The 19,542-nt window shown below is 72.5% G+C and carries 17 protein-coding genes; 7 read left to right on the top strand and 10 right to left on the bottom strand.

What is annotated here, in order from left to right:
* Window positions 1-5: 5 nt before the first annotated feature.
* Window positions 6-1,598 (bottom strand): outer membrane protein assembly factor BamB family protein, encoded by a 1,593-nt coding sequence (locus OG417_RS54020; protein WP_329247724.1) that lies wholly within the window; start codon window positions 1,596-1,598, stop codon window positions 6-8.
* A gap of 347 nt (window positions 1,599-1,945) precedes the next feature.
* Here OG417_RS54020 and OG417_RS54015 point away from each other — a divergent pair, with 347 nt between their 5' ends.
* On the top strand, window positions 1,946-2,275 hold the full coding sequence (locus tag OG417_RS54015) for a hypothetical protein (RefSeq protein ID WP_329247721.1): 330 nt from the start codon (window positions 1,946-1,948) through the stop codon (window positions 2,273-2,275).
* 73 nt (window positions 2,276-2,348) lie between these two features.
* On the opposite strand, the gene OG417_RS54010 is transcribed toward OG417_RS54015, so the two are convergent.
* The 6 genes from OG417_RS54010 to OG417_RS53985 all read right to left on the bottom strand — a co-directional run bounded on the left by OG417_RS54010 (window position 2,349) and on the right by OG417_RS53985 (window position 7,206).
* Window positions 2,349-3,047, bottom strand: coding sequence for a YrdB family protein (locus OG417_RS54010; protein WP_329247718.1), 699 nt, complete (start codon window positions 3,045-3,047; stop codon window positions 2,349-2,351).
* A 650-nt stretch (window positions 3,048-3,697) separates the two neighbouring features.
* Window positions 3,698-3,955 carry a hypothetical protein gene (locus OG417_RS54005; RefSeq protein ID WP_329247716.1) on the bottom strand — a complete coding sequence of 86 codons (258 nt, stop codon included), beginning with the start codon at window positions 3,953-3,955 and terminating at the stop codon, window positions 3,698-3,700.
* Between the two features lie 279 nt (window positions 3,956-4,234).
* Window positions 4,235-5,095, bottom strand: coding sequence for a GNAT family N-acetyltransferase (locus tag OG417_RS54000; protein ID WP_329247713.1), 861 nt, complete (start codon window positions 5,093-5,095; stop codon window positions 4,235-4,237).
* A 57-nt stretch (window positions 5,096-5,152) separates the two neighbouring features.
* Window positions 5,153-5,707 (bottom strand): hypothetical protein, encoded by a 555-nt coding sequence (locus OG417_RS53995; protein ID WP_329247711.1) that lies wholly within the window; start codon window positions 5,705-5,707, stop codon window positions 5,153-5,155.
* Window positions 5,708-5,710: 3 nt separating this feature from the next.
* Window positions 5,711-6,424 (bottom strand): 2OG-Fe(II) oxygenase, encoded by a 714-nt coding sequence (locus OG417_RS53990; RefSeq protein WP_329247708.1) that lies wholly within the window; start codon window positions 6,422-6,424, stop codon window positions 5,711-5,713.
* A 71-nt stretch (window positions 6,425-6,495) separates the two neighbouring features.
* Window positions 6,496-7,206: a CTP synthase C-terminal region-related (seleno)protein gene (locus tag OG417_RS53985; RefSeq protein ID WP_329247704.1), complete on the bottom strand. Its 711-nt coding sequence runs from the start codon at window positions 7,204-7,206 to the stop codon at window positions 6,496-6,498.
* A 77-nt stretch (window positions 7,207-7,283) separates the two neighbouring features.
* Between OG417_RS53985 and OG417_RS53980 the strand changes: the two genes are divergently transcribed.
* The 5 genes from OG417_RS53980 to OG417_RS53960 all read left to right on the top strand — a co-directional run bounded on the left by OG417_RS53980 (window position 7,284) and on the right by OG417_RS53960 (window position 12,496).
* Window positions 7,284-8,153, top strand: a complete 870-nt coding sequence (locus OG417_RS53980; RefSeq protein ID WP_329247701.1) for a LysR family transcriptional regulator — start codon at window positions 7,284-7,286, stop codon at window positions 8,151-8,153.
* 710 nt (window positions 8,154-8,863) lie between these two features.
* Window positions 8,864-9,550 (top strand): nucleotide exchange factor GrpE, encoded by a 687-nt coding sequence (locus OG417_RS53975; protein WP_329247698.1) that lies wholly within the window; start codon window positions 8,864-8,866, stop codon window positions 9,548-9,550.
* An 89-nt stretch (window positions 9,551-9,639) separates the two neighbouring features.
* The gene (locus OG417_RS53970) at window positions 9,640-10,176 is read left to right on the top strand and encodes a hypothetical protein (RefSeq protein ID WP_329247694.1); all 537 of its coding nucleotides are present in this window, start codon (window positions 9,640-9,642) and stop codon (window positions 10,174-10,176) included.
* Window positions 10,177-10,251: 75 nt separating this feature from the next.
* Window positions 10,252-11,097: a DUF4097 family beta strand repeat-containing protein gene (locus tag OG417_RS53965; protein ID WP_329247691.1), complete on the top strand. Its 846-nt coding sequence runs from the start codon at window positions 10,252-10,254 to the stop codon at window positions 11,095-11,097.
* A gap of 241 nt (window positions 11,098-11,338) precedes the next feature.
* Complete coding sequence (locus tag OG417_RS53960; protein WP_329247689.1) at window positions 11,339-12,496, top strand: RNA-guided endonuclease InsQ/TnpB family protein; 1,158 nt, start codon at window positions 11,339-11,341, stop codon at window positions 12,494-12,496.
* 76 nt (window positions 12,497-12,572) lie between these two features.
* Here the strand turns inward: OG417_RS53960 and OG417_RS53955 are convergent, their stop codons facing one another.
* Window positions 12,573-15,308 carry an ATP-binding protein gene (locus OG417_RS53955; RefSeq protein ID WP_329247687.1) on the bottom strand — a complete coding sequence of 912 codons (2,736 nt, stop codon included), beginning with the start codon at window positions 15,306-15,308 and terminating at the stop codon, window positions 12,573-12,575.
* 276 nt (window positions 15,309-15,584) lie between these two features.
* On the opposite strand from OG417_RS53955, the gene OG417_RS53950 reads away from it, so the two are divergent.
* The gene (locus OG417_RS53950) at window positions 15,585-17,279 is read left to right on the top strand and encodes a PucR family transcriptional regulator (RefSeq protein WP_329247685.1); all 1,695 of its coding nucleotides are present in this window, start codon (window positions 15,585-15,587) and stop codon (window positions 17,277-17,279) included.
* 6 nt (window positions 17,280-17,285) lie between these two features.
* Here OG417_RS53950 and OG417_RS53945 read toward each other — a convergent pair whose 3' ends face one another.
* Together OG417_RS53945 and OG417_RS53940 are read right to left on the bottom strand one after the other, a co-directional pair.
* Entirely contained in the window at window positions 17,286-18,191 is a 906-nt protein-coding gene (locus OG417_RS53945) for an SDR family oxidoreductase (RefSeq protein WP_329247683.1), read from the bottom strand.
* A complete protein-coding gene (locus OG417_RS53940; protein ID WP_329247680.1) occupies window positions 18,184-19,332 on the bottom strand; it encodes a PP2C family protein-serine/threonine phosphatase in 1,149 nt (382 codons plus the stop codon). Before OG417_RS53940 ends, OG417_RS53945 begins: the two co-directional genes overlap by 8 nt.
* Window positions 19,333-19,542 lie beyond the last annotated feature (210 nt).

Below are 19,542 nucleotides of genomic sequence, written 5' to 3'. Positions count from 1 at the left end.
CTCGGTCAGCGGCCGAACACCATCAGCGCGGAGCCACGGTCGTTCGGGTACGGGGTGAAGGCGTACCCGGCCTGCGTGTAGAGCAGGCCGTGCGAGACGACCGCGCCCCCGCCGCCGGACAGGGCGCCGCCCCGGCCCGGCAGGCCGTTGACGCCCTGGAAGTCGCGCATCGTGTCGTAGCTCCACAGGACCCTGCCGGTCTCCGCCGAGTAGGCCCGCATCTTGCCGTCCATGCCGCCCTCCCAGACGATGCCGGGCGTCGTGGTCACCGCCGGGGTGAATCCGCGCTGGCAGATGTCGGGGTACTTCGCCGCGCCGCCCGTCGTGCAGCCGTCCGCCGGGCTCGGCGTCTTCCACAGGACGTGACCGGTGGCCGGGTCCAGCGCGAACAGCGTGCCCGGGCCGGCCATGTACGTCGCGACGTACAGCCGGTGCCCGTCGTAGCTCGACCCCCACTGGATGCCGGACAGGCCGCCGTTCGGCATGGGCGTGGAGAGCTGCCGCCGCCAGACCGCCTTGCCCGTACGGGCGTCCAGCACGTGGTACACACCGACCTTCTGGCCGATGCCGACCAGGCGACGGCCGCCCACGGTGAACAGGTTCGGCGCCGCGCCGAGGTCGAAGTCCAGCGCGGTGCCCTCCGGCAGGTTGGGGCAGTACTTCTGGTCCGCCGGGTCCTGGCTGGCGCACTCGGCCCGCCAGGTGTCGACGTCGGTCATCTTCTCGGTCCAGCGGGCCCGTCCGGTCCGCGCGTCGAGTGCCAGAACGGAGTCGAAGTGCCCGCCGCTGCCGGTGTAGTTCTGCCCGGTGCCGACGTACACGGTGCGCGTCACCGGATCGACCGCCGGAGTGCTCCAGACCCCGCCGCCGGACGGTGCGTACTTCGGCACGCCGTTCGGCCAGGTGCCGTCCCGCTTGGGCTTCGGCACGGTGTAGTAGCGCCAGGCGACCCTTCCCGTGCGGGCGTCGAGGGCGTCCAGGTGCCCGCGGAAGGTGCAGCAGGCGTGGTCCTTCCCGGCGACGTTCTCACCGCTGGACACCCCCACGTACACGCGGCCCTGGAAGACGAGGGGCGAACTGGTGACGACCGCCCCGGGCGTCGCGTCGAGGCGCGTGGCCCAGTCGAGCCGTCCGGTGCGCTGGTCGACCGCGTACAGGTAGCCGCGGACGTCGCCGAAGTAGACCCTGCCGCCGGAGACCGCCGGGCCGTCCTGCACCTGCGTGGCGCCGGTGCCGACCGAGGCCAGGTCGAAGGTCCACCGCGCGCCTCCGGTACGGGCGTCGCGCGCGTACATCTTGCCGTCCGGGCCGCCGAAGTAGACCGTGCCGTCCGCGACCGCGGGCTGGCTGCGCGGCGTGCCGGCCTCCTTCGGGTACGCGAAGGCCCACTTCAGCCTCAACCCGCCGACGTCGGCCGGCGTGATGGTGTGTTCGGCCGGGTTGAACCGCGAGCCGAGCGGGTCGCCCTGCCAGGTCGGCCAGTCACCGTTCGCCCGCGGCACGGCGGCGTCCGCCGACGCCGTCATCGCGGTCAGCGGCATGACCAGAGACACCACGGCCGGTATCGCCATCCGCCGGCGCCCTCGCGCTCCGCGCATCCCATCTCCTCCCGGTGCCCGCGCCCACCGCGGACTCCCGGCCAGACTGGCGAACGCGCACCGGGCTCCACATCGACCAGACGGTCACACCACATCAACCGAAAGTCGTGACAACAACAGCCGATCGGGTGCCCGGCGTGGTCATCGGTCCCACCTGGTACGGCGACCAGTGGGCATCGTGCCCGACAACGCCTGGCAGCGAAATCAGCAATAGGCATTGCCGATGAGGGCTAAATAGGCAAGTTTGCCGATACTCCCGCGGCCTGTGGCGACGTGATACTCCACCTGGATCCAACCCACGGCTCTTCTGTAACGGTTTTCCCGACACCGGGGAAAGGGAGCTTCATATGAGTGCTCGCATCAAGGCCGCGCTGGGCCTGACCGCAGCGGGGATCTTCGCATCAGTACTGGTCCCGTCGGCGGCGCACGCCGCCGGTGTGAACTTCCGATTCTGCAACGTCAGCGGGAACATCAACCCGCACGACGAATATGTTTCATTCCCGTACCGCGGCTGGTTCTCCTCCACCATCCAGCCGCCGGGCGGTTGCTGGAGCGCCAATCTGACCGGGGTGGCCAGCGACGAAGCGGTGGGCTACCGGAACATCAACGGCCAGTGGCTGGCCGTCGCCACCAAGTACTTCAGCGACTCCGCAGGTTCGGTCGAATTCGACTTCTGAGCATCTGAAACGGCCTGGTTCGCCATCACGCGAACCAGGCCGTTCGCGCGCAGGGGCCCGGTCGGCCGCCGAATCACAGCACCCGGCGAACGTTCGTGATCACCGCGCTGGGCGAGACGTCCACCTTGCGGAAGGCGGCCTCCCGGTCGAGGGTGGCGATGACGGTGTTGGCGGTGACGAGCACGCCGAACACGACGGCGAGCGTACGGTGCCCGAGCACGTCCAGGCAGAGCATCGCCGTGACGAAGACCAGCGCCTTCACCGCGAGGACCCCGGCGAGCGGCAGTGCCACCCGGGCCTTCGGCGCGGCGAACAGCCCCCACACGACCGCCGCCACCAGCGGCGTCCCGATGCCCAGGACCAGATGGAGGGCCAGGCCGCTCCCGACCGTCGCGCCCCACCAGGCGAGCAACGCCAGGGCGAGCAGCTCGAAGACGAACGCCAGCCCCTCGTTCGCCAGGTGCACCGGACCGGTGGCGACGAGATCTCCGCCGGTGAGTCGCCGCCAGCGAGGGATCTCCGTGTAGACGGTGCCGATGACCAGCGCCCAGACCAGGAGGGCCACCGGCACCGGCCAGGCCGCCCAGGACGCGGTGACCGCGGCGAAGAGTTGCAGCACGACCAGCGCGACCGTGACCCAGCCGGGCACCGCGACGGGAACCTGGGTCTTGTCGCCCGGCGTGACGAACACGGCCGGGAGCCCGATCAGCAGCAGCAGCGCCACGCCGGCGAGGACCGGCGAGTGGGAGGCCAGCGCCCACGGCGTCGCCACCCAGGCGACCAGCTCCGCGGCGAACCGCAGAACCGACGAACGTTCGAAACGAACCGGCGCCTCGGGCGTTCCGGTCTCTCGCGTGGAAGCCAGTGCTCTCTCCCGTACATCCCGATGCCACCAGGTATGCCCCAGTGTGCCCCGCCCTGCCCCCGCCCGCCAGGCCGGTCATCACGACATAAGCGCGCATACGCCTCGATTTGCGACGCTTTCCGGGCGAATGTGATCCGCCGATTCGCAACTCACGCGATTTTCGGGAAAGTTCGCCAATCGAGTGGATCAAGGGATTATGATCTTGGATGCGCTCGGGGGGACGATCGGCAAACAACCCAAAAAGGACAAACGTGAAACATATCCTTAAATATGTCGTTGGAGCGGCCATGATCTCAGCATTCGCGTTCGAGGTGATCTCCTACATTCCGGGCACGCACATGACTGCGACCCCCTCGATCTACTTCTGAACCAAAAGCTCAGCGCATGACCGTGGGCCGGACGGGATGGACCTCGTCCGGCCCACGTGTGTTGATCGCAGCTAGGCTCAGGCCGCGTTGATCAATGCAGGGCCACCTTGACGGAGTCATATCGGCTGTAAGTCGTGCGCTCGCCGAGCGCAGGACGTTCAGTGGCATTCAGGCGCCGGGATGAGAGGCCTACTGGGGGGTGGGGCGGTTGGCGCGGATGCGGCCGGCCAGCCAGCCGGCGTAGCCGGCGGTGCCCGCCAGGCCGAGGAGGCGTGTCTTCTTCGTGGTCAGGGCCAGTCCGAGGGCGACCTCGATCGCGCCGTTGCGGTAGGTCCACTGGCGGGTGTCGTCGGGGAAGGCGGCCTTGGAGATCGGGTCGAACACCTGGGGAGCGGCGAAGTGGGCCGCTCCGGTTCCGGCAAGGATGATTCCGGCGAGACGCAACATCGAAGGCCTTTCGGAAAACGGAGGAACCTCGACCATAGTCCTCCGGCCGTCCGGGCGATCTGTGGCGAGTCACTCCGAGAGCCGGTCGGCGTCGAGGCGCAGGTGCTCTGGGAACGCGTCACGGCCGGGATCCTCGACGATCTGATGCTCACGGCGGTCGGTCACAGGCGGCTCCGGAGGCCGTGCGCCGCCGACTGAGCCGGTCACGAGGACAGGCCTCCGATCAGGGAAACCACCTCCCGCTTACCGGGTCGAGACACAGGACCTGACGGGCTCGGTTCACGCGCCGGGCCGGCCGTCGGTGCGGAAGCCGAGCCTCAGCCGGTCGCTGACCGGGCGGAAGCCGATCCGCCGGTAGACGCCGTTGCTCGTCGGGTTGGCCAGGTCGGTGAACAGCACGACGTGCGAGGCGCCGGCGTCCAGCGTCGCCTGGGACAGCGCCGCGGTCACCGCGGCTCCGTACCCGCGCCGGCGGTGCTCCGGTGGCGTGTAGACCGGGCCGATCCGCGCCATCCCCGCCACCACGCGCGTACGGCCCGCCAGCGCGACCGGGCGGCCCTTCGCCTCCCACAGCAGCACGCCGCCGTAGCCGAGGCGGTCGTCGATCAACGCGGTGTTCGCCAGGCCGCCGCCCGGCGCCTCGTTCTGGAACGCCGTGTACCAGTCGCGTACGAGGGCGTGGTCGGCGGCGGTGGCGACGCGCGGAGTGCCGTCCGGCCGGGGCTCCGGCGGCTTCAGCCGTCCGAGACGGAACAGGCGCTGGCGCATGTGCACCTCCGCGATCGTCTCCGTGCGCTTCTCCCAGACGTCGGCGAAGGCACGGGCCGCCGTGGGGTGGCCGGTGATGCCGCCCAGGCCGACACCGCGGTCGGCGAGTTCGTCGGCGAGCGTGGCGGCGGCGTGGTCCGGCATCGCGCTGAGCAGCAGCGGGAAGGTTCCGGTCCGCAGGAGCGCACCCTGTACGCCCGCGTCCGAGCGCCACCAGCCGAACAGCGGCCCTTCGCCGAAGGCGTCCACGCCGCTCGCCCGCAGGGTCTCGACCACGCCCAGGGGCACGGTGTTCTCCACCGGGTCCGCGCGCAGGAAGTCGCCGGCCTCGGCGACGTAGGCGTCCAGATCACCCGTGATGTTCCAGCCCATGCCCCATGGTCGGCGCGACCGCCCCTCCCGCGCATCCGGTTTTTCCGGCCGCCGCCGTCATCCCGGACCGAAGGAGGACGTGACCCACCGGCCGCGTACCTCCCAGGAGCCGCCGTCGGCGGTGGCGCCGCGCAACCCGCGCACGGTCTCCGGGCCGGCCAGCGCGGGCAGGCGGGCGTCGTGGAGTGAGGCGAAGGCGAAGGTTCGCCGCGGGTCCCAGTCGGTGCTGTACCGCAGGCGCCGGCTCAGCTGGGCGAAGCCGAGCGTGGCGGCGGCCACCACCCACGCGTCCGGCGCGGAAGCGGTCAGCCGCCGGGCGGGGCGCAGCCAGGAGGCGGCCTCCTCGGGCCAGTCCACCGTCGCGACGATCTCCTTGCCCAGCCCCTGCCAGGCGACGGCGAAGGCCCCGGCGGCCGCTCGGGAGGCATCGTCGCGGCCGTGGCCGACCACGACGGTCCCGATCCGGGCCCCCGGCCCCGTCAGCAGGCCGATGAGGGCGGTCAGTTCGGCGTCGGTGTGCGAAGACGGCGGCGGCGATTCGCCGTACGCGGTCGTCTCGGTGATCAGCGGCGAACCGGGGCGCCCGGGTTCGGCCGCGATGGCGGTGGCCACGGGTCAGGCGGCGTCGTGGAAGACGAGGCCGAGGGCGTGGCGGCGGCCCGTCCGTACGGTGCTGACGCCGTGGCGTACGGCACCGGCCGACCAGCCGCGCTTGGTACGGACGGGGCGGTCGCGGGTGGTGAAGATCAGGCCGTGGCCCTGTTCGAGCACCTGCACGGTGCCACGGGACTGGGCGCGGGGGCGCTGTTCGACCAGGAGGAACTCGCCGCCGGTGTAGTCGGTGCCGTGTTCGTCGAGGCCGATGACGACCTGGAGCGAGAAGAGCATGTCCCCGAACACGTCGCGGTGCAGGGCGTTCCAGTCGCCCGCGTGGTAGCGCAGCAGGATCTGAGCCGACCGGTCCTGCCCGGCCTCGTGGCACATCGCCACCCACTCGGAGAGGCTGTCGGGCCACGGCGCGGTGCGGCCGAGGCGGGCCGCCCACTCACGGGCGATGGGCAGCAGGTGCGGGTAGAAGGCCTCCCGCAGGCCCGCCACCAGGTCGGGCAGGTCGTGGGTGAAGTAACGGTACTGACCGGAGCCGAAGCGGTGACGGGCCATGTCGATCGTGGTCCGGAACAGCTCCTCCCGCTCGTACAGCGCGGCGACGTCGCGGCACTGCTCCGGGGTGAGCAACCGCGGCGTGAGCGCGCAGCCGTGGGCGTCGAGTTCCTTGGCGAGCGCTTCCCAGTCCGCCGCGTCGACGTTCTGCCTGCTGTGGTCGGTCATCACCCTTCCACTGTGCGGCAGAGGAGATGACGTCCGCTGGCGGGAAACGGACGTCACGTTCGTCCGGCGGGTCAGGCCGTCACGGTGTGGTTGGCGTGCGCGGCGGCGGCGAAGGCCCGGATGATCGAGTGGGCGCGGCTGCCGTCGCCCGCCAGCTCGGGCTGGAACAGTGTGGCCAGGTAGAACGGGTGTTCCGGCAGTTCGGCGATGCGTACCTCGCCGTTCTCGTCGGCGCCGCTGAACCGCATCCCGTTCTCGCGCAGCACGTCGAGGAACTCCCGGCTCAGACCGTACGAGCAGTGGTACCGCTCGACCGTCCGCTCGGCGCCGAGGATGCGCCGGGCCAGCGAGCCGGGCGCGACCCGTACGGCGCCCTCGTGCCCCACAAGCGAGCACGCGAGCGGCGCGATCAGCGGGTCGCCGGTGGCGGACGGATACTCGGCGTGGCCGGCCGAGGCGAGCCCGCAGACGTTCCGCGCGTACTCCAGGAGGGCGTGCTGGAAGCCCCCGCACGTGCCCAGGAACGGGATGTTCCGCTCTCGGGCGGTACGGGCGGCGGCGACCGCGCCGGTCAGGCTGCGGTACGGGCTGCCCGGCACCAGCCAGATCGCGTCGAAGCCGTCCACCGCGCCGTCGGCCTCTTCGGTCGGAATCCAGTACGCGTCGAGGACCAGCCGGTCGCGCTCGGCGAGCGCCGTGAGCAGTGAGGGGATCCGGACGTGCGCCCGTACGTTCGGGGAGCGGTCGCCGACCAGGGCGATCCGCGGGGTGAAGGTGTCCATGCGGACATCCTGACCACGAAGGCGAGTTCAGCGCCAACGATGATCTCGCGACTCGTCATCAGGGATACTTATGAGGCGTGGACACGCATCTGCTCCGCACCTTCGTGGCCGTGGCCCGCCACGGCTCGTTCACCGCCGCGGCGAGCGAGCTCGGCTACACCCAGTCGGCGGTCTCCCAGCACATCGCCGCGCTCGAGGCCGACCTGCGGGCTCCGCTGCTGCGCCGCCGCCCGGTCGCGCTCACCGACGCGGGCACCCGTCTGCTCGAACACGCCGAGCCCCTGCTCCTGCGCCTCGCCGCCGCACGCGCCGACGTCACGCGTCTCGTCGCCGCGCCCGCCGAGCACCTCGTCGTGGGCGCCTCGGCGCTGGCCCTCACCGGCGAGCTCACGGGCGCGCTGGCGGCGGTACGGTCCCGGCGCCCGCTCGTGTCCGTGACCGTCCGGGTGCTCTCACGCGCCGAGATCGCGGCACAGGTCGCCGACGGCACCCTGGACCTGGGCCTCGTCGACGGTGTCGCGGCCCCGACCGACCCGCTTCCCCTGCCCGACGTGGGACCGCTGAGCGCCGTCGCGGTGGCCCAGGCTCCGCTGGCCGTCCTGCTGCCGCCCGGCCATCCGCTGGAGGGCCGGCGCGGGCTCCGCCTGGCGGACCTGGCCGACGCCCGCTGGATCGACGCGCCCGAGGTCGCGATGCCCCTCGACCGGCTGCGCGCCGCGAGCGGCTCGGACGGCTTCCGGCCCTCACTGCGCTACGAGGGCACCGACGTACGCGGCCTCATCGCCCTCGCGCTCGCCGGGCACGGGCTGGCGCTGCTGCCGGAACCGGCGCTGGACGGCGTGGCGGCCGGTGTCCCGGTGCCCCGGCTCGTCCACCGCGTCGAGCTGCTGCACGGCGGCGTGACCGACGGCCCGGCCGCGCTCCTCGCCGCCGCCCTCACCGGCTGACCTGAGCCTGGGCACGGGCCTTACCCACCGTCCGAGGAGCGCGCCGTTCGGTGCTTAGTGGCGGAGATCGGGATCGACTGGGTAATGGCGTGATTCGGGGTAGTCCGGCCCGAATTCCTGGCTAGGATCGGCTGCGCTTGACGATCAACGGTGATCGCCAAGGTCCTCGAAGGGTGAACATGAAGTTTCTTCCGAAACGGGCCGCAGTGGCATTCTTGGCGTTCGCGGTGCTGGCGGTGCCCGCGCCCCGGACGGGCGAGCATGTGGTCGCGCCGCAGGAGACGCCCATGGTCGCCCTGGCGGGGACGCCGATGACCGTCGTGCCGCAGACGCACATGACGGCTCTCCCGAACACGCACATGGCGGCTCTCCCGAACACGCACATGACCGCACTCCCGGGTACCCATATGACCGCTTGGCCGGGTACCCATATGACCACTCAGCGGGTCATATCCGCATAAGGCCCCCATAGAGGGCAAAAATGGCTTCGGAAGTCGTCCGGATTCGGCGGCCCACCTTGCATGCGTCGATGCCCGGAACGCGAGGCGAATCAGCCCTGATCACGTAAGGGCCTTGCCGGTCGGCTGCCGGATCGTCGGCCTGGTGGGGCTTACCAATCCTGAGGATGTGCCCGCGCGCTGCTGCGACGAGCGTCGGTTGCGGCGGTGGCCGGTGGCCGGCGCCTCGCGACCGGTGGCAGGAGGTGAGGCATGTCGAAAGGGCCGGAAGAGCCGCGCGCCTGGCCACGGGATCCGGGTGGCACGGCCACGCCGCGAGCCGACGATCATGGGCAGGGCGACTGGCCGCGCGAGGCCGGTGCACCGCGGCCCGAGGCGCCCGGAGGTGAGCCGGAGCGCGCGGTGTCTGGAGGCGGGTCACCGGAGCGGGTGGTGCTCGGGCACGAGACGCCGGGCACTCCGGCACCGGAGGCGGCACCGCCGGAAGACGATCACGCCACCAAGATCTCCGAGCTGGAGGACCGGTGGCGGCGGGCACTGGCTGACCTGGACAATCACCGCAAACACACCGTCCGTGCCCTGCAGGAGGAACGGGACGCCGAGCGCGCCCGTACGGCCGCGCGGTGGCTGCCGGTCCTGGACAACCTCGAACGTGCCCTCGAACACTCCGGAGCCGAGCCCGGTGCCGTCATCCAGGGCGTCCGCGCCGTCCTCGACCAGGCCCGCGACGTCATCGCGCGCCTCGGCTACCCCCGCCAGGACGACATGGGCGTACGGTTCGATCCGGCGCGTCACCAGGCGGTCACCGTCGTGCCCTCCGAAGCGCCGGACGGCACGGTCGTGCGTGTGCTGGTGCCGGGGTACGGCGAGGGAGCGCGCCGGTTGCGACCGGCGCAGGTGGTGGTCGCCAAGGGGCGACCCGAAGACCGGGCCCGCTGACCTGCGGCTCAGGGGTTCCCGACCGTATGACGTCAGCTGTGACGTCATCGCGGCTTGACGTGACGTCGCCATGGCGTCATAGTTGGGGCATGGACCTGATGCCGTACGTGGACAACCTCCGACGCGAGCTCGCCGTCGCCGCCGAGGCGGGCGGTCCGGAAGCTCGCGCGCTGGCCGACCGCCTCACCGGCGCCCTCGAGTCGGCCGCCAAACTCACCCTGCTGGAGGCGTTGTCGGCGGCGGCGGACGAGATCACCCGCGATCTCGCGCCGGGCTCGGTCGATGTACGGCTGCGCGGCGGCGACCCGGCGTTCGTGGTGACGCCGCCGCAGCCGGGGCCGTCCTCAGGCGGTGCGGCCGGCGGCGGGGCGGAGACCGCGGCGGAGGCCGCGCCGCCCGTCGGGCCGCCTCCTTCCGAGGAGGGCGGCACCGCGCGGATGACCCTGCGGCTGCCCGAGCACCTCAAGCTGCGTGTGGAGGAGGTCGCCGGCCGGCAGGGGCTCTCGGTGAACGCCTGGCTGGTGCGCGCCATCTCCGCGGCGTTCGAGCCCGGCGCCGGCCCCCGCCCCGCCGACCGGCCGCAGCAGCACCAGAGCGGGCGCAGCTTCACCGGCTGGGTGCGCTAGCCCCCCGTCTCTCACCACTCATCACCCGGCCCCGGGGCCGGGAAGTTTCACCGGACCCATGAGGAGGGCTCCGCCATGCCTGCTTTCGACACCCCCGAACCCATCACCCTCGACGTCGATATCTACGCCGGCCGCGTCCAGATCAACGCGAGCGACCGCGCCGACACCGTGGTGGAGGTGCGCCCCAGCGACCCGTCCACCGAGGCGAGCGTGCAGGCCGCCGAGCGCACGATCGTCGAGTTCTCCGGCGGGCGGCTGCTGGTCAAGGGCCCCAAGCCCAAGGGGCTCGCCTACCTGCGGGCCTGGCGCGGATCGGTCGAGGTGACCGTCGACCTGCCGGCCGGATCCCGCGTCGAGGCCAAGGCCGCCGCGGACTTCGTCGCCACCGGCCCGCTCGGCCGTACCGTCCTGCACAGCTCGACCGGTGACCTGCGTCTGGAGGAGACCGGTCCGCTGGAGGCCAAGGCCTCCGTCGGCGACATCTCCGTGGACCGGGTGACCGGGCCCGCCGAGGTGACCGCCTCCACCGGGACGGTCCGGATCGGAACCATCGACGGCCCCGGCACGGTGAAGAACTCCACCGGCGCCATCGCCGTCGGCGACGTGACCGGCGACCTGCAGCTGAAGACCGCCACCGGCGACATCACCGTCGGCCGCGTGCTGGGCGACCTCACCGCCAAGACCGCGCACGGCCGGCTCCAGGTCGGCGCGGTGGTGCGCGGCGCCGTCCACCTGGAGACCGGCTACGGCAAGGTCGGGATCGGCATCGCCGAGGGCACGGCCGCCTGGCTGGACCTGCACACCAAGAACGGCGTGGTGCGCAACAACCTGACCGCCGCCGAAGGCCCCGAGACCGCCGACACGGTCGTCGAGGTGCACGCCAACACCAACTACGGCGACATCGACGTCTACCGGTCCTGACCTCCGAAGACCGGGAAAGAGCCGTCCTGACAGCATGATCTAGCCGGGAACCCCGGTCCTTCCTTCAGGGCCGGGAGGAATCGCTTCCCTTAAGTGCGGCGCGCTAGCTGCGCCGCCTGGACCGGTGCTGGGGCGCGGGAGACCAAGTGCGCGCGCAGGAGTGTAGGCGACGCTGTTGCCCTTGTGATTATCGGGAGATTCTCCTCACGCGTGACACAGAAGAACACTACGACCACTTTCCGTGAAGATTGTGGTGCAGGTAAAGCTCATGCCGGACGCCGGGCAGGCGCTGGCGCTTGAGCGGACCCTGCACGCGGTGAACGAGGCGGCGAACTGGGTATCGGCCGTGGCGCTCGACCACGGTGTGCCGCACGTGTACGAGCTGCGCAAGCACACCTACGCCGAGCTGAAGTCCCGGGGCCTGGGCGCACAAGCCGCCCAGCATGTCATCAAGAAGGTCCGTGACGCCTACACCGCGTTGAAGGCGAACACCCGCGCCGGGAACCTCGGCAGGCCGGGCTCTCGCCGTCGCGTCAAGGCCGAGACCAAGCCGATCGTGTTCCGTCCCGGGGCCGCGCAACCCTACGATGACCGGTGTTTGTCGTGGCAGTACGACGCCGGGACCGTGTCGGTGTGGACCGTCGAGGGTCGGGTGAAGAACGTCCGGTTCGTCTGCTCGGCGGGTGCGCTCAAGACGCTGCAGGCCTACCGGCAGGGCGAGTCCGATCTGGTCCGGCGTGACGGGGTGTTCTATCTGATCGCCACGTGCGAGGTGCCCGAGGCCGAGCGGTACGAGCCCGGCCGGTTCATCGGCGTGGACCTCGGTATCGTCGCCATCGCGACCACTTCGACCGGTTACCAGGCCGCGGGGCGCGGACTCAACCGGCACCGCAGGCGGCAGCTCGAATTACGCCGCAAGCTTCAGAAGAAGCGGACCAAGTCCGCCAAGCGGCTGCTGAAGAAACGCAGCCGGAGCGAGAAGCGTCATGCGGCGAACCAGAATCACATCATCGCCAAGACGATCGTGGCCGAGGCTGAACGCACCTCTTCCGGGATCTCCCTGGAGGATCTGAAGGGGATCCGGCAGAGGGTACGGCTCCGCAAGCCCCAACGGGTCGCGCTGCATTCTTGGGCGTTCGCCCAGCTCGCCGACTTCATCGTCTACAAGGCCAAGCGGGCCGGCGTGCCCGTGGTCTTCGTCGATCCGGCCTACACCTCACAACAGTGCTCCGAGTGCGGTCACATCGATGACAAGAACCGGGTGAGCCAATCGGTTTTCTGCTGCCGGAACTGCGGGGTCGTTGCCCACGCGGACCGGAACGCCTCCCGCAACATCGCCCGTAAGGGCGAGGCTGCGTGGACCGCGGGGCGTGAGTCACGCGTCCCTGCCACCCCATAAAAGGGGTGACTGGACGGAGGAGCCCACCCAGCAGCCAGCCGGGAGCTACCTCCCCACCCGGCCCTTCAGTACCGGGTCAAGTTGACGCGGTGCGCTGGAGGGTCCGGCGGGTCAGTTCCACGCGGGAGCCGATGTTCAGCTTGCGGAAGACGTGGCGCAGGTGGAAGGCGACCGTGTGCGCGCTCATGAACAGCTGGTCGGCCACCTGGCGGTTCGTCAGGCCCTGGGCGACCAGCTCGGACACGGCGCGTTCGGTGTCGGTGAGGCTCGCCCAGCCGGAGACCGGGCGGTCGGCGTTGTTCCAGTGCCGGCGGCGTACGCCCAGGCGCCGCAGCCGGCGGCGGACCCGGGCCGCGTCCCGGTCGGCGTCCATCGCCTCGTACGCGGACAGGGCCGTGTCGAACGCGGAGACCGCACGGCGTCTCGCCTTGGCGGTCTCCTCCTCGGCGGCGACGATCACGGCCAGGTCCTCCAGCGCCGACGCCCGTGCCCACGGGTCCGGATGATCCGCGGCGGCCCGTTCCAGCGTCGCCGGTGAGCCGTCCAGCAGGCCCCGGGCGTGGTCCGCGGCGGCGCGGACGGCGGGGAAGGCCGGGTTGCCGGCGGCGAGGCGCTCTACGGCGGTGACCACGGCCTCGGCCGCGGGCCGGGCGTCCGCGGCGAGGGCCGTACGCACCAGCCAGGCCGCCGCCGCCGGATCGGCGACCAGCGTCCAGCGGTGCCGCAGCACCTTGTCGCGCAGCGCGCCGAGGTCCAGCGATTCCGCCCCGTCCCGCGCCTCGGCGACCTGTGCCGCCGCCAGGGCGAGCGCGGCGTGCGGATAGCCCGGCGCGGAGCGGTGCGCCGCCGCGTGATCGTGGGCGGCGCCGAGGTCCCCGGCCCGGAGCGACGCGGTGATGAGCACCGACAGTGCGGAGGCGACGAGCAGCCGCGGGCGTCCCGTCGAGGACAGGCCCTTCTCGGCGGCGGCGATCGCCTCGTGGAACCGGCCCGCCGCCAGGTGCGCCCGCGCGGCCAGGACGGCCGGCGCCGCCGACCACGCGAACGGCCCCAGCGTGTCGTCGCCGGCGCTCGTCATGACGGTCCGCGCCGTGTCGTGCCGCTGCGCGTCGGTGAGGAGCATCGCGAGGACCAGCCGGGGATGGACCCGGCGGGTGTCCGCGGAGACCGCGCGGCGTACGGCCTCCTCGGCGAGCGCGAGGCCGGACGTCAGCCGGCCCGCGTCCCACTCGGCCAGCGCCAGGGTGACGAAGGCCCCGGCGACCAGGGCGTCGCCGTGCTCACCCGTCGAGGAGACGATCGCCTGCGCGCGTTCCCGTACCCCGGTGCCGGAGCCGGCGCGGGCGTTCAGAAGGGCCAGTTCGGCGTCGTCGCGCAGGCCGCCGGGCAGGCCGGGCTCCGCCAGCGCCGCCGACGCCTCTTCGGCCGCCTCGTCGTCGTGTCCTCGCAGGCTGAGGATCTCCGCCAGCGTGCAGTGCAGCCGCGCGCAGGCCGGGGCGGGCATCGGCCGGTCGAACGCGGCGCGCGCGAGCCGGGCGGCCTCATCCAGCCGGTCCGTCGCGGTGAGGGCGCGGACCGCGGTGAGGGTGCGGTCGGGCCGGGCGGGTTCGGCCGGGCCGGTGAGCTCCAGGGCGTGCATGGCGAGCGCCGCCGCGTTCCGCGGCGACCGGGGCAGCACGAACGCGATCACCTCGTCGAGCCGGGCCAGTGCGCGCGCGTCCCCCGGCCGTACGCCGCGGACCAGGTGGGCGGCGGCCGAGGCGACGGAGTCCTCGCGCCCGATCAGCAGCTCGCCGATCTGCCGGTGCAAGGCCTGCCGTACCGGAGGTGGCACCGCCTCGACGATCACGCGGCGGATCAGCTCGTGCCGGAAGCGCAGAACCGCCGGCGCGGCGGCCAGCAGCCCGGCCTCCAGCAGCTCCTCCAGGTCGGGTACGAGCGCCGCCGGGGTCGTGCCGAGGACCTCGGCCACGTCCTCGGGGGAGAAGGAACGCCCCAGGACGGCGCTCACTGTCAGCAGGTGGCGCGTCCTGGGGCGCAGTCCGCCGAGCCGGCGGGCCACGCCGGTGCGGACTCGATCCGGCAGCCGCGCGGAGGAGAGGCGCGCACGGCCGCCGGAGACCCTGACCGCACCTTCGTCGCGAAGGCCGGTCAGGAGTTCGGTGATGAGGAAGGGGTTGCCGCCCGCCTCGGCGGCGGAGGCCAGCAGCCCGGCGTCGGGCACGGCACCGAGCAGGTCGATCATGATCTCGGTCACCGCGTCCTCGTCGAGCGGGCCGAGGCGGCAGCGTGCGGCACCGTCGCGTTCCCCGCGGTCGAACAGGCGTGCCACGGCGTCGTGGTCCGTGCCCGTGCACCGGACCAGCAGCCAGGCCACCGCGTGACGGGTGCCTCGCGACGCCAGCGGCTCCAGGGCCGCGAGTGTGCCCGGGTCGGCCCACTGCAGATCGTCGAGCGCCACCAGCACGGGGCCCGCGCCGGCGCGCCGGTCCAGCGCCGGCCGCAGCCGCTCGATCGGCGGCTCCGGCGGCAGCGGCTCGCCGAAGGCGGCCAGCAGGGGCTCGGCGGGCGCGGGCGAGCCGAACTCCCGCGCCCGGCCGGTGACCGTGATCAAGCCCCGCGCGGCGGCCGCGCGCACCGCCTGGTCCAGCAGCAGGCTCTTGCCCGCGCCCGGTTCGCCCTCCACCAGGAGGGTTCCCGGCCGCCCGGACTCGGCCGCGTTCAGCAGCTCGAGCACCGTGGTCCATTCGCGCCTCCGGCCGCGCATCGTCCTCGCCGCCGGGCCCGGATCGCGGGACACGGTAGCCGTCATGGCTTCAGCGTCGGGCGGGTACCCAGGGGCCCGACAGGTCACCACGGGGCCAAAACCGCGCTCCCGTACGGTCCGGGCGTCACGCCCTCTCACCTACTCCGACCTGACGGGTGTCCCCGGGGGCCGAAACGATCAGCGTTCATCGTCCTGGGAGCCGGTGGTCCCGAAACTGGGTACGTATGCTGGTAAGAGGGGGGAAATGGCTGGTCATCGCGCTTTCTGGGGCCGCGGCGCGACGCATGACGCCGCCACGCGACGCACGGGGGGTGCGTCGCGATGCCGATTATCCCGGAGTCGCCGCCCGGCCCGCCGCCCGGTCCGTCCCCGCAGGATCAACTGTCCGGCATGCGGTCGCTGCTCGCCCTGTCCATGGTGATGAGCGAGAGCGAAGATCAGGACCACATCCTCGGGCTGGCGGCCACGGCCGTGCCCTCGCTCGGACAGTGCCGGCTGGAGGGCCTCTACCTCACCGAGGGCGGCTGGCAGGCGGTACCCGGCGTGCACGCCACCTCGGACGCCCGGGGCGATCTCGAGACGCAGTTCGCGGTGCTGAGCGTGGCCGGCGGGCCGGTGGCGGTGCTCGGGCGCGCGTGGGCGTGGGCGTTCCCGCTGCGCAGTCTCGACGGGCATCTCGGCTACCTGGTGGCGAGCGCCGCCGGCGAACCCTCCTCGGCGGAGCAGTTCCTGCTGCGCGTGCTGGCCCAGCAGGCGGGGATCGCGATCGCCGGCGCCCGGCAGCGGGCCCGCCAGCGGGCCGACGCCGAACGCCTGCGCGCCGCCAACGCCGCGCTCGCCGAGACCGTCGCCGAACTGGAGTTCAGCACGAACGTGCACGAACGCCTCACCCGCGTCGCGGCGGCGGGCGAAGGACCGGAGGGCATCGCGGTCGCGCTGCACGAGCTGACCGGCTACCCGATCGCCGTCGAGGACCGGTACGGGAACCTGCGGGCGTGGGCCGGGCCCCGCCGCCCCGACCCGTATCCGAAGGAGCCGTGGGAGTCGCGCGAGCGGACGCTGAACGCGGCGGTGCGCTCATCCCGGCCCCTGCGACGCCAGGACCGCCTCGTCGTCACGGCGGGCCCGCGCGACGACGTCCTCGGCCTGCTCGCCCTGATCGACCCGGGCGAGTCGGCCGGCCGCCCCGAACGCGTCGCCCTCCAGCACGCCGCGACCGTGCTCGGCCTCGAACTCGCCCACCTGCACAACGTCGCCGAGGCCGAGCTGCGGCTCGGGCGCGACCTGGTCGAGGAGCTGCTGTCCGGCGCGAGCGAGGAGACCGTGCTGGCCCGCGCCGACGCCCTCGGCTACGACCTGCGGAGACCGCATCGCGTGGTCGTCGTCGTGGGCCCGGTCGACGAGGGGTTCGGGCGCGCCGTCGGCGCGGCGATGCGGGACACGGGAGTCGGTTCGCTGTTCGCCGTACGGAGCCGGGAGGTGGTCGTGCTGTCCGACACCGACCGGCCGTGGCCGCGCTTCCGCGAGGCCGTACGCCGCGAACTCGGCGGCGGCCTGTGCCGGGTCGGCGTCGGCGGGGCGTACGACCGGCCGCTGGACCTGCCGCGCTCCTACCACGAGGCCCGGCTCGCGCTGCGCCTGCAGACCGCCGTCACGGGCGACCACCAGGCCACGGAGTTCGACCGGCTGGGGGTGTACCGGCTGCTCGCCGGCGTGGGCGAGCCGGCCACGGTCGAGGGCTTCGTCCGCGAGTGGCTGGGCGACCTGCTCGACTACGACGCGCGTAAGGGCTCGGAGCTGGTGGGGACGCTGAGCCGCTATCTGGAGTGCGGTCGCGGCTACGAGGCGACGACGTCGGCGCTCGCGATCCACCGCAGCACGCTGAAGTATCGCCTGCGCCGCATCCGCGAGATCTCCGGCCACGACCTGGCCGACCCGGACACGTACTTCAACCTGCAACTGGCCACCCGCGCCTGGAACACCCTCGCCGCCCTCCGCGCCGCCGACCGCCCCTGATCCCTCTCAGCGGTAGCCGGTCACGTCGGCGGGGAGCCCGGCCTCCCGTACCTCGACGATGTAACGCCAGGAGTCCGGGCGGCTTCCGTCGGCGTCCGTGAAGCCGTACTCGCGGGCCAGCTGCCCGCTGGACAGCGACCGGCCGTTCCAGCGGGCGACGTCCGGGTCGGTCGCCAGCGCCACGACGGCCCGGCCGGTGTAGGCCGGTGTCTCGGAGATGGCGAAGTGCGGCTCGGCGGCGATCGCGTCGCGCCAGCCGGCCTCGGTGACCCCGAAGTGGTCCAGCATGATCTCCGAGCGCATCCAGCCGGGGGTCAGCGACACCGCGGTGGCGCCGTGCGGCGCCAGCTCCTGGGCCTGCGCGAACGCCATGCGCGTCACCGACGTCTTGGCCAGGTCGTAGAAGAAGGAGACGCGGTAGTGGTCGGCGTTGTACTCCGCCGTGCCGTCGGTCACCTCCACCACCAGCCCGCCCTTCCGGCGGATCAGCAGCGGCAGTGCGTGGTGACTGGTGATGATGTGCGTGTCGACGGCCAGCCGCAGGATGCGCAGACCCGTGTCGAGGGAGTGCTCCCAGAGCCGGTCGGTCCAGCTGAACAGCAGCTCGCCGCCCCAGATGTCGTTGACGAGCACGTCGAGCCGGCCCTGCTCGCGGTCGATGCGCTCGACCAGCGCGCGTACCTCGTCCGGCACCAGGTGATCGACCCGGACCGGGATGCCCTCGCCGCCCGCGGCGGTGACCAGCTCCGCGGTCTCCTCGATCGTCTCCGGACGGTCGATCTCCGAACGCCGCTCCCGCGTGCTGCGCCCGGTGACGTACACCGTGAACCCGGCGGCGCCCAGCTCCACGGCGATGCCACGCCCGGCGCCGCGCGTCGCGCCCGCCACCAACGCGATCCTGTTCTCACCCATGGAGCCCGATGCTCGCAGGGGCCTCCGACAGGCCGCCGGTGCGTTCGACGACGATCACGGCGGCGTCGTCGGGCAGCCGGCCGCCGACGTACGCCAGAAGATCGTCGCGGAGGAGGCGGACCAGCGCCTCGGGGTCGCCGTCCTGCCATGACGCGAGACGTTCCGCGAGGGGATAGAAGGCGCCGGACCGGTTTCGTGCCTCGATGACCCCGTCGGTGTAGAGCACGAGCAGGTCGCCGGGGCGGAACGGCAGGGTCTCCACGGGGTGATCACTGGTGATCAGCTCGGTCATCCCCAGCGGCGGCGCGGGGTCGGGGAACCGCGGTTTGAGGACCCGCCGTCCGCGCAGCACCAGCGGTGGCGGGTGGCCACGGCTGATCATGCGCACCACCGGCTCGTCGTCGGGCACCTCGGCCACCGCCGCGGTGATGAAGAACTCCACGGCGTGCGGGGACTCCGCGCCGCCGAGTTCGGCGAGGTTGCGGGCGACGCTCTCCTCCAGATGGCCGACGAGCGTGGGAAGGTCGACACACCGGTGCGCGGCCTCGCGGAACGCGCACAGCGCGACCGCGGCGTCGCTGATCGCCGCCAGTCCCTTGCCGCGCACGTCGCCGATGAGCAGGCGGCTCGCGCCGTCGGTGCGGACGGCGGCGTACAGGTCGCCGCCGATGTGTGCCTCGGCCGCCGCGGCGACGTAGACCGAGGCGATGCGCAGCGGGCCCAGCCGGGCCGGCATCGGGCGGAGCACGACGCGCTGCGCGGCCTCCGACACCGAGCGGACCTGCGCGAGCTCCCGCTGGCGCCGGTCGCGGAGCAGGCAGTAGATCACCAGGAAAACGGTGATCAGCGCCACGGCGCTGATCTGCAGCTGGTGGTTGAGGGTGCTCAGCCCGCCGTGCAGCCGCCCGACGAACAGCAGCGCCAGCAGGGCCAGGAGGCCGGAGAGCCCGGTCGTCCACGGACCGGCGAACATGGCGGTCAGGGCCGGGGCCACCGCCAGCAGCGGGCCGAGGTGGACGGCCGCGGGCAGGAGGCGGTCGGCCACCACGATCGCCACGATGAACAGGATCGGGATCAGCCGCCACGCCTGGCTCGGTCGCCAGGCCGAGCGGTAGAGGCCCTCGGGCTCCCGATGGTGCACGTGGGTCTATCTACCCCGGCGCATCCACCGCCGACCGTCGCCCGGCGCCCCCACCCGAGCATCCTGCCGATATCGGGAGAGACGTGACTCAAGTGGGTGGAATGGCCCCAACGTTGCTCGTCGGGGTCGTAAGATCACGCGGATGTGACCAGAACGTGCTTCCGTCCGGACCGGACGGCATGGGTGCCGTCAGGACTGTCGTCGCACCCG

The organism is Actinoallomurus sp. NBC_01490 (assembly GCF_036227085.1).
Taxonomy (GTDB): Bacteria; Actinomycetota; Actinomycetes; order Streptosporangiales; family Streptosporangiaceae; genus Actinoallomurus; species Actinoallomurus oryzae.
Note: the sequence above shows the minus strand (reverse complement) of the source record. Positions and strands in the feature narration are given on the sequence as shown.

Bases quoted from the DNA above. Each gene is read 5' to 3' on its own strand.
- OG417_RS54020 (WP_329247724.1), bottom strand. From the start codon at position 1,598: ATGCGCGGAGCGCGAGGGCGCCGGCGGATGGCGATACCGGCCGTGGTG.
- OG417_RS54015 (WP_329247721.1), top strand. From the start codon at position 1,946: ATGAGTGCTCGCATCAAGGCCGCGCTGGGCCTGACCGCAGCGGGGATC.
- OG417_RS54005 (WP_329247716.1), bottom strand. From the start codon at position 3,955: ATGTTGCGTCTCGCCGGAATCATCCTTGCCGGAACCGGAGCGGCCCAC.
- OG417_RS54000 (WP_329247713.1), bottom strand. From the start codon at position 5,095: ATGGGCTGGAACATCACGGGTGATCTGGACGCCTACGTCGCCGAGGCC.
- OG417_RS53990 (WP_329247708.1), bottom strand. From the start codon at position 6,424: ATGACCGACCACAGCAGGCAGAACGTCGACGCGGCGGACTGGGAAGCG.
- OG417_RS53985 (WP_329247704.1), bottom strand. From the start codon at position 7,206: ATGGACACCTTCACCCCGCGGATCGCCCTGGTCGGCGACCGCTCCCCG.
- OG417_RS53975 (WP_329247698.1), top strand. From the start codon at position 8,864: ATGTCGAAAGGGCCGGAAGAGCCGCGCGCCTGGCCACGGGATCCGGGT.
- OG417_RS53970 (WP_329247694.1), top strand. From the start codon at position 9,640: ATGGACCTGATGCCGTACGTGGACAACCTCCGACGCGAGCTCGCCGTC.
- OG417_RS53965 (WP_329247691.1), top strand. From the start codon at position 10,252: ATGCCTGCTTTCGACACCCCCGAACCCATCACCCTCGACGTCGATATC.
- OG417_RS53955 (WP_329247687.1), bottom strand. From the start codon at position 15,308: ATGACGGCTACCGTGTCCCGCGATCCGGGCCCGGCGGCGAGGACGATG.
- OG417_RS53950 (WP_329247685.1), top strand. From the start codon at position 15,585: ATGCCGATTATCCCGGAGTCGCCGCCCGGCCCGCCGCCCGGTCCGTCC.
- OG417_RS53945 (WP_329247683.1), bottom strand. From the start codon at position 18,191: ATGGGTGAGAACAGGATCGCGTTGGTGGCGGGCGCGACGCGCGGCGCC.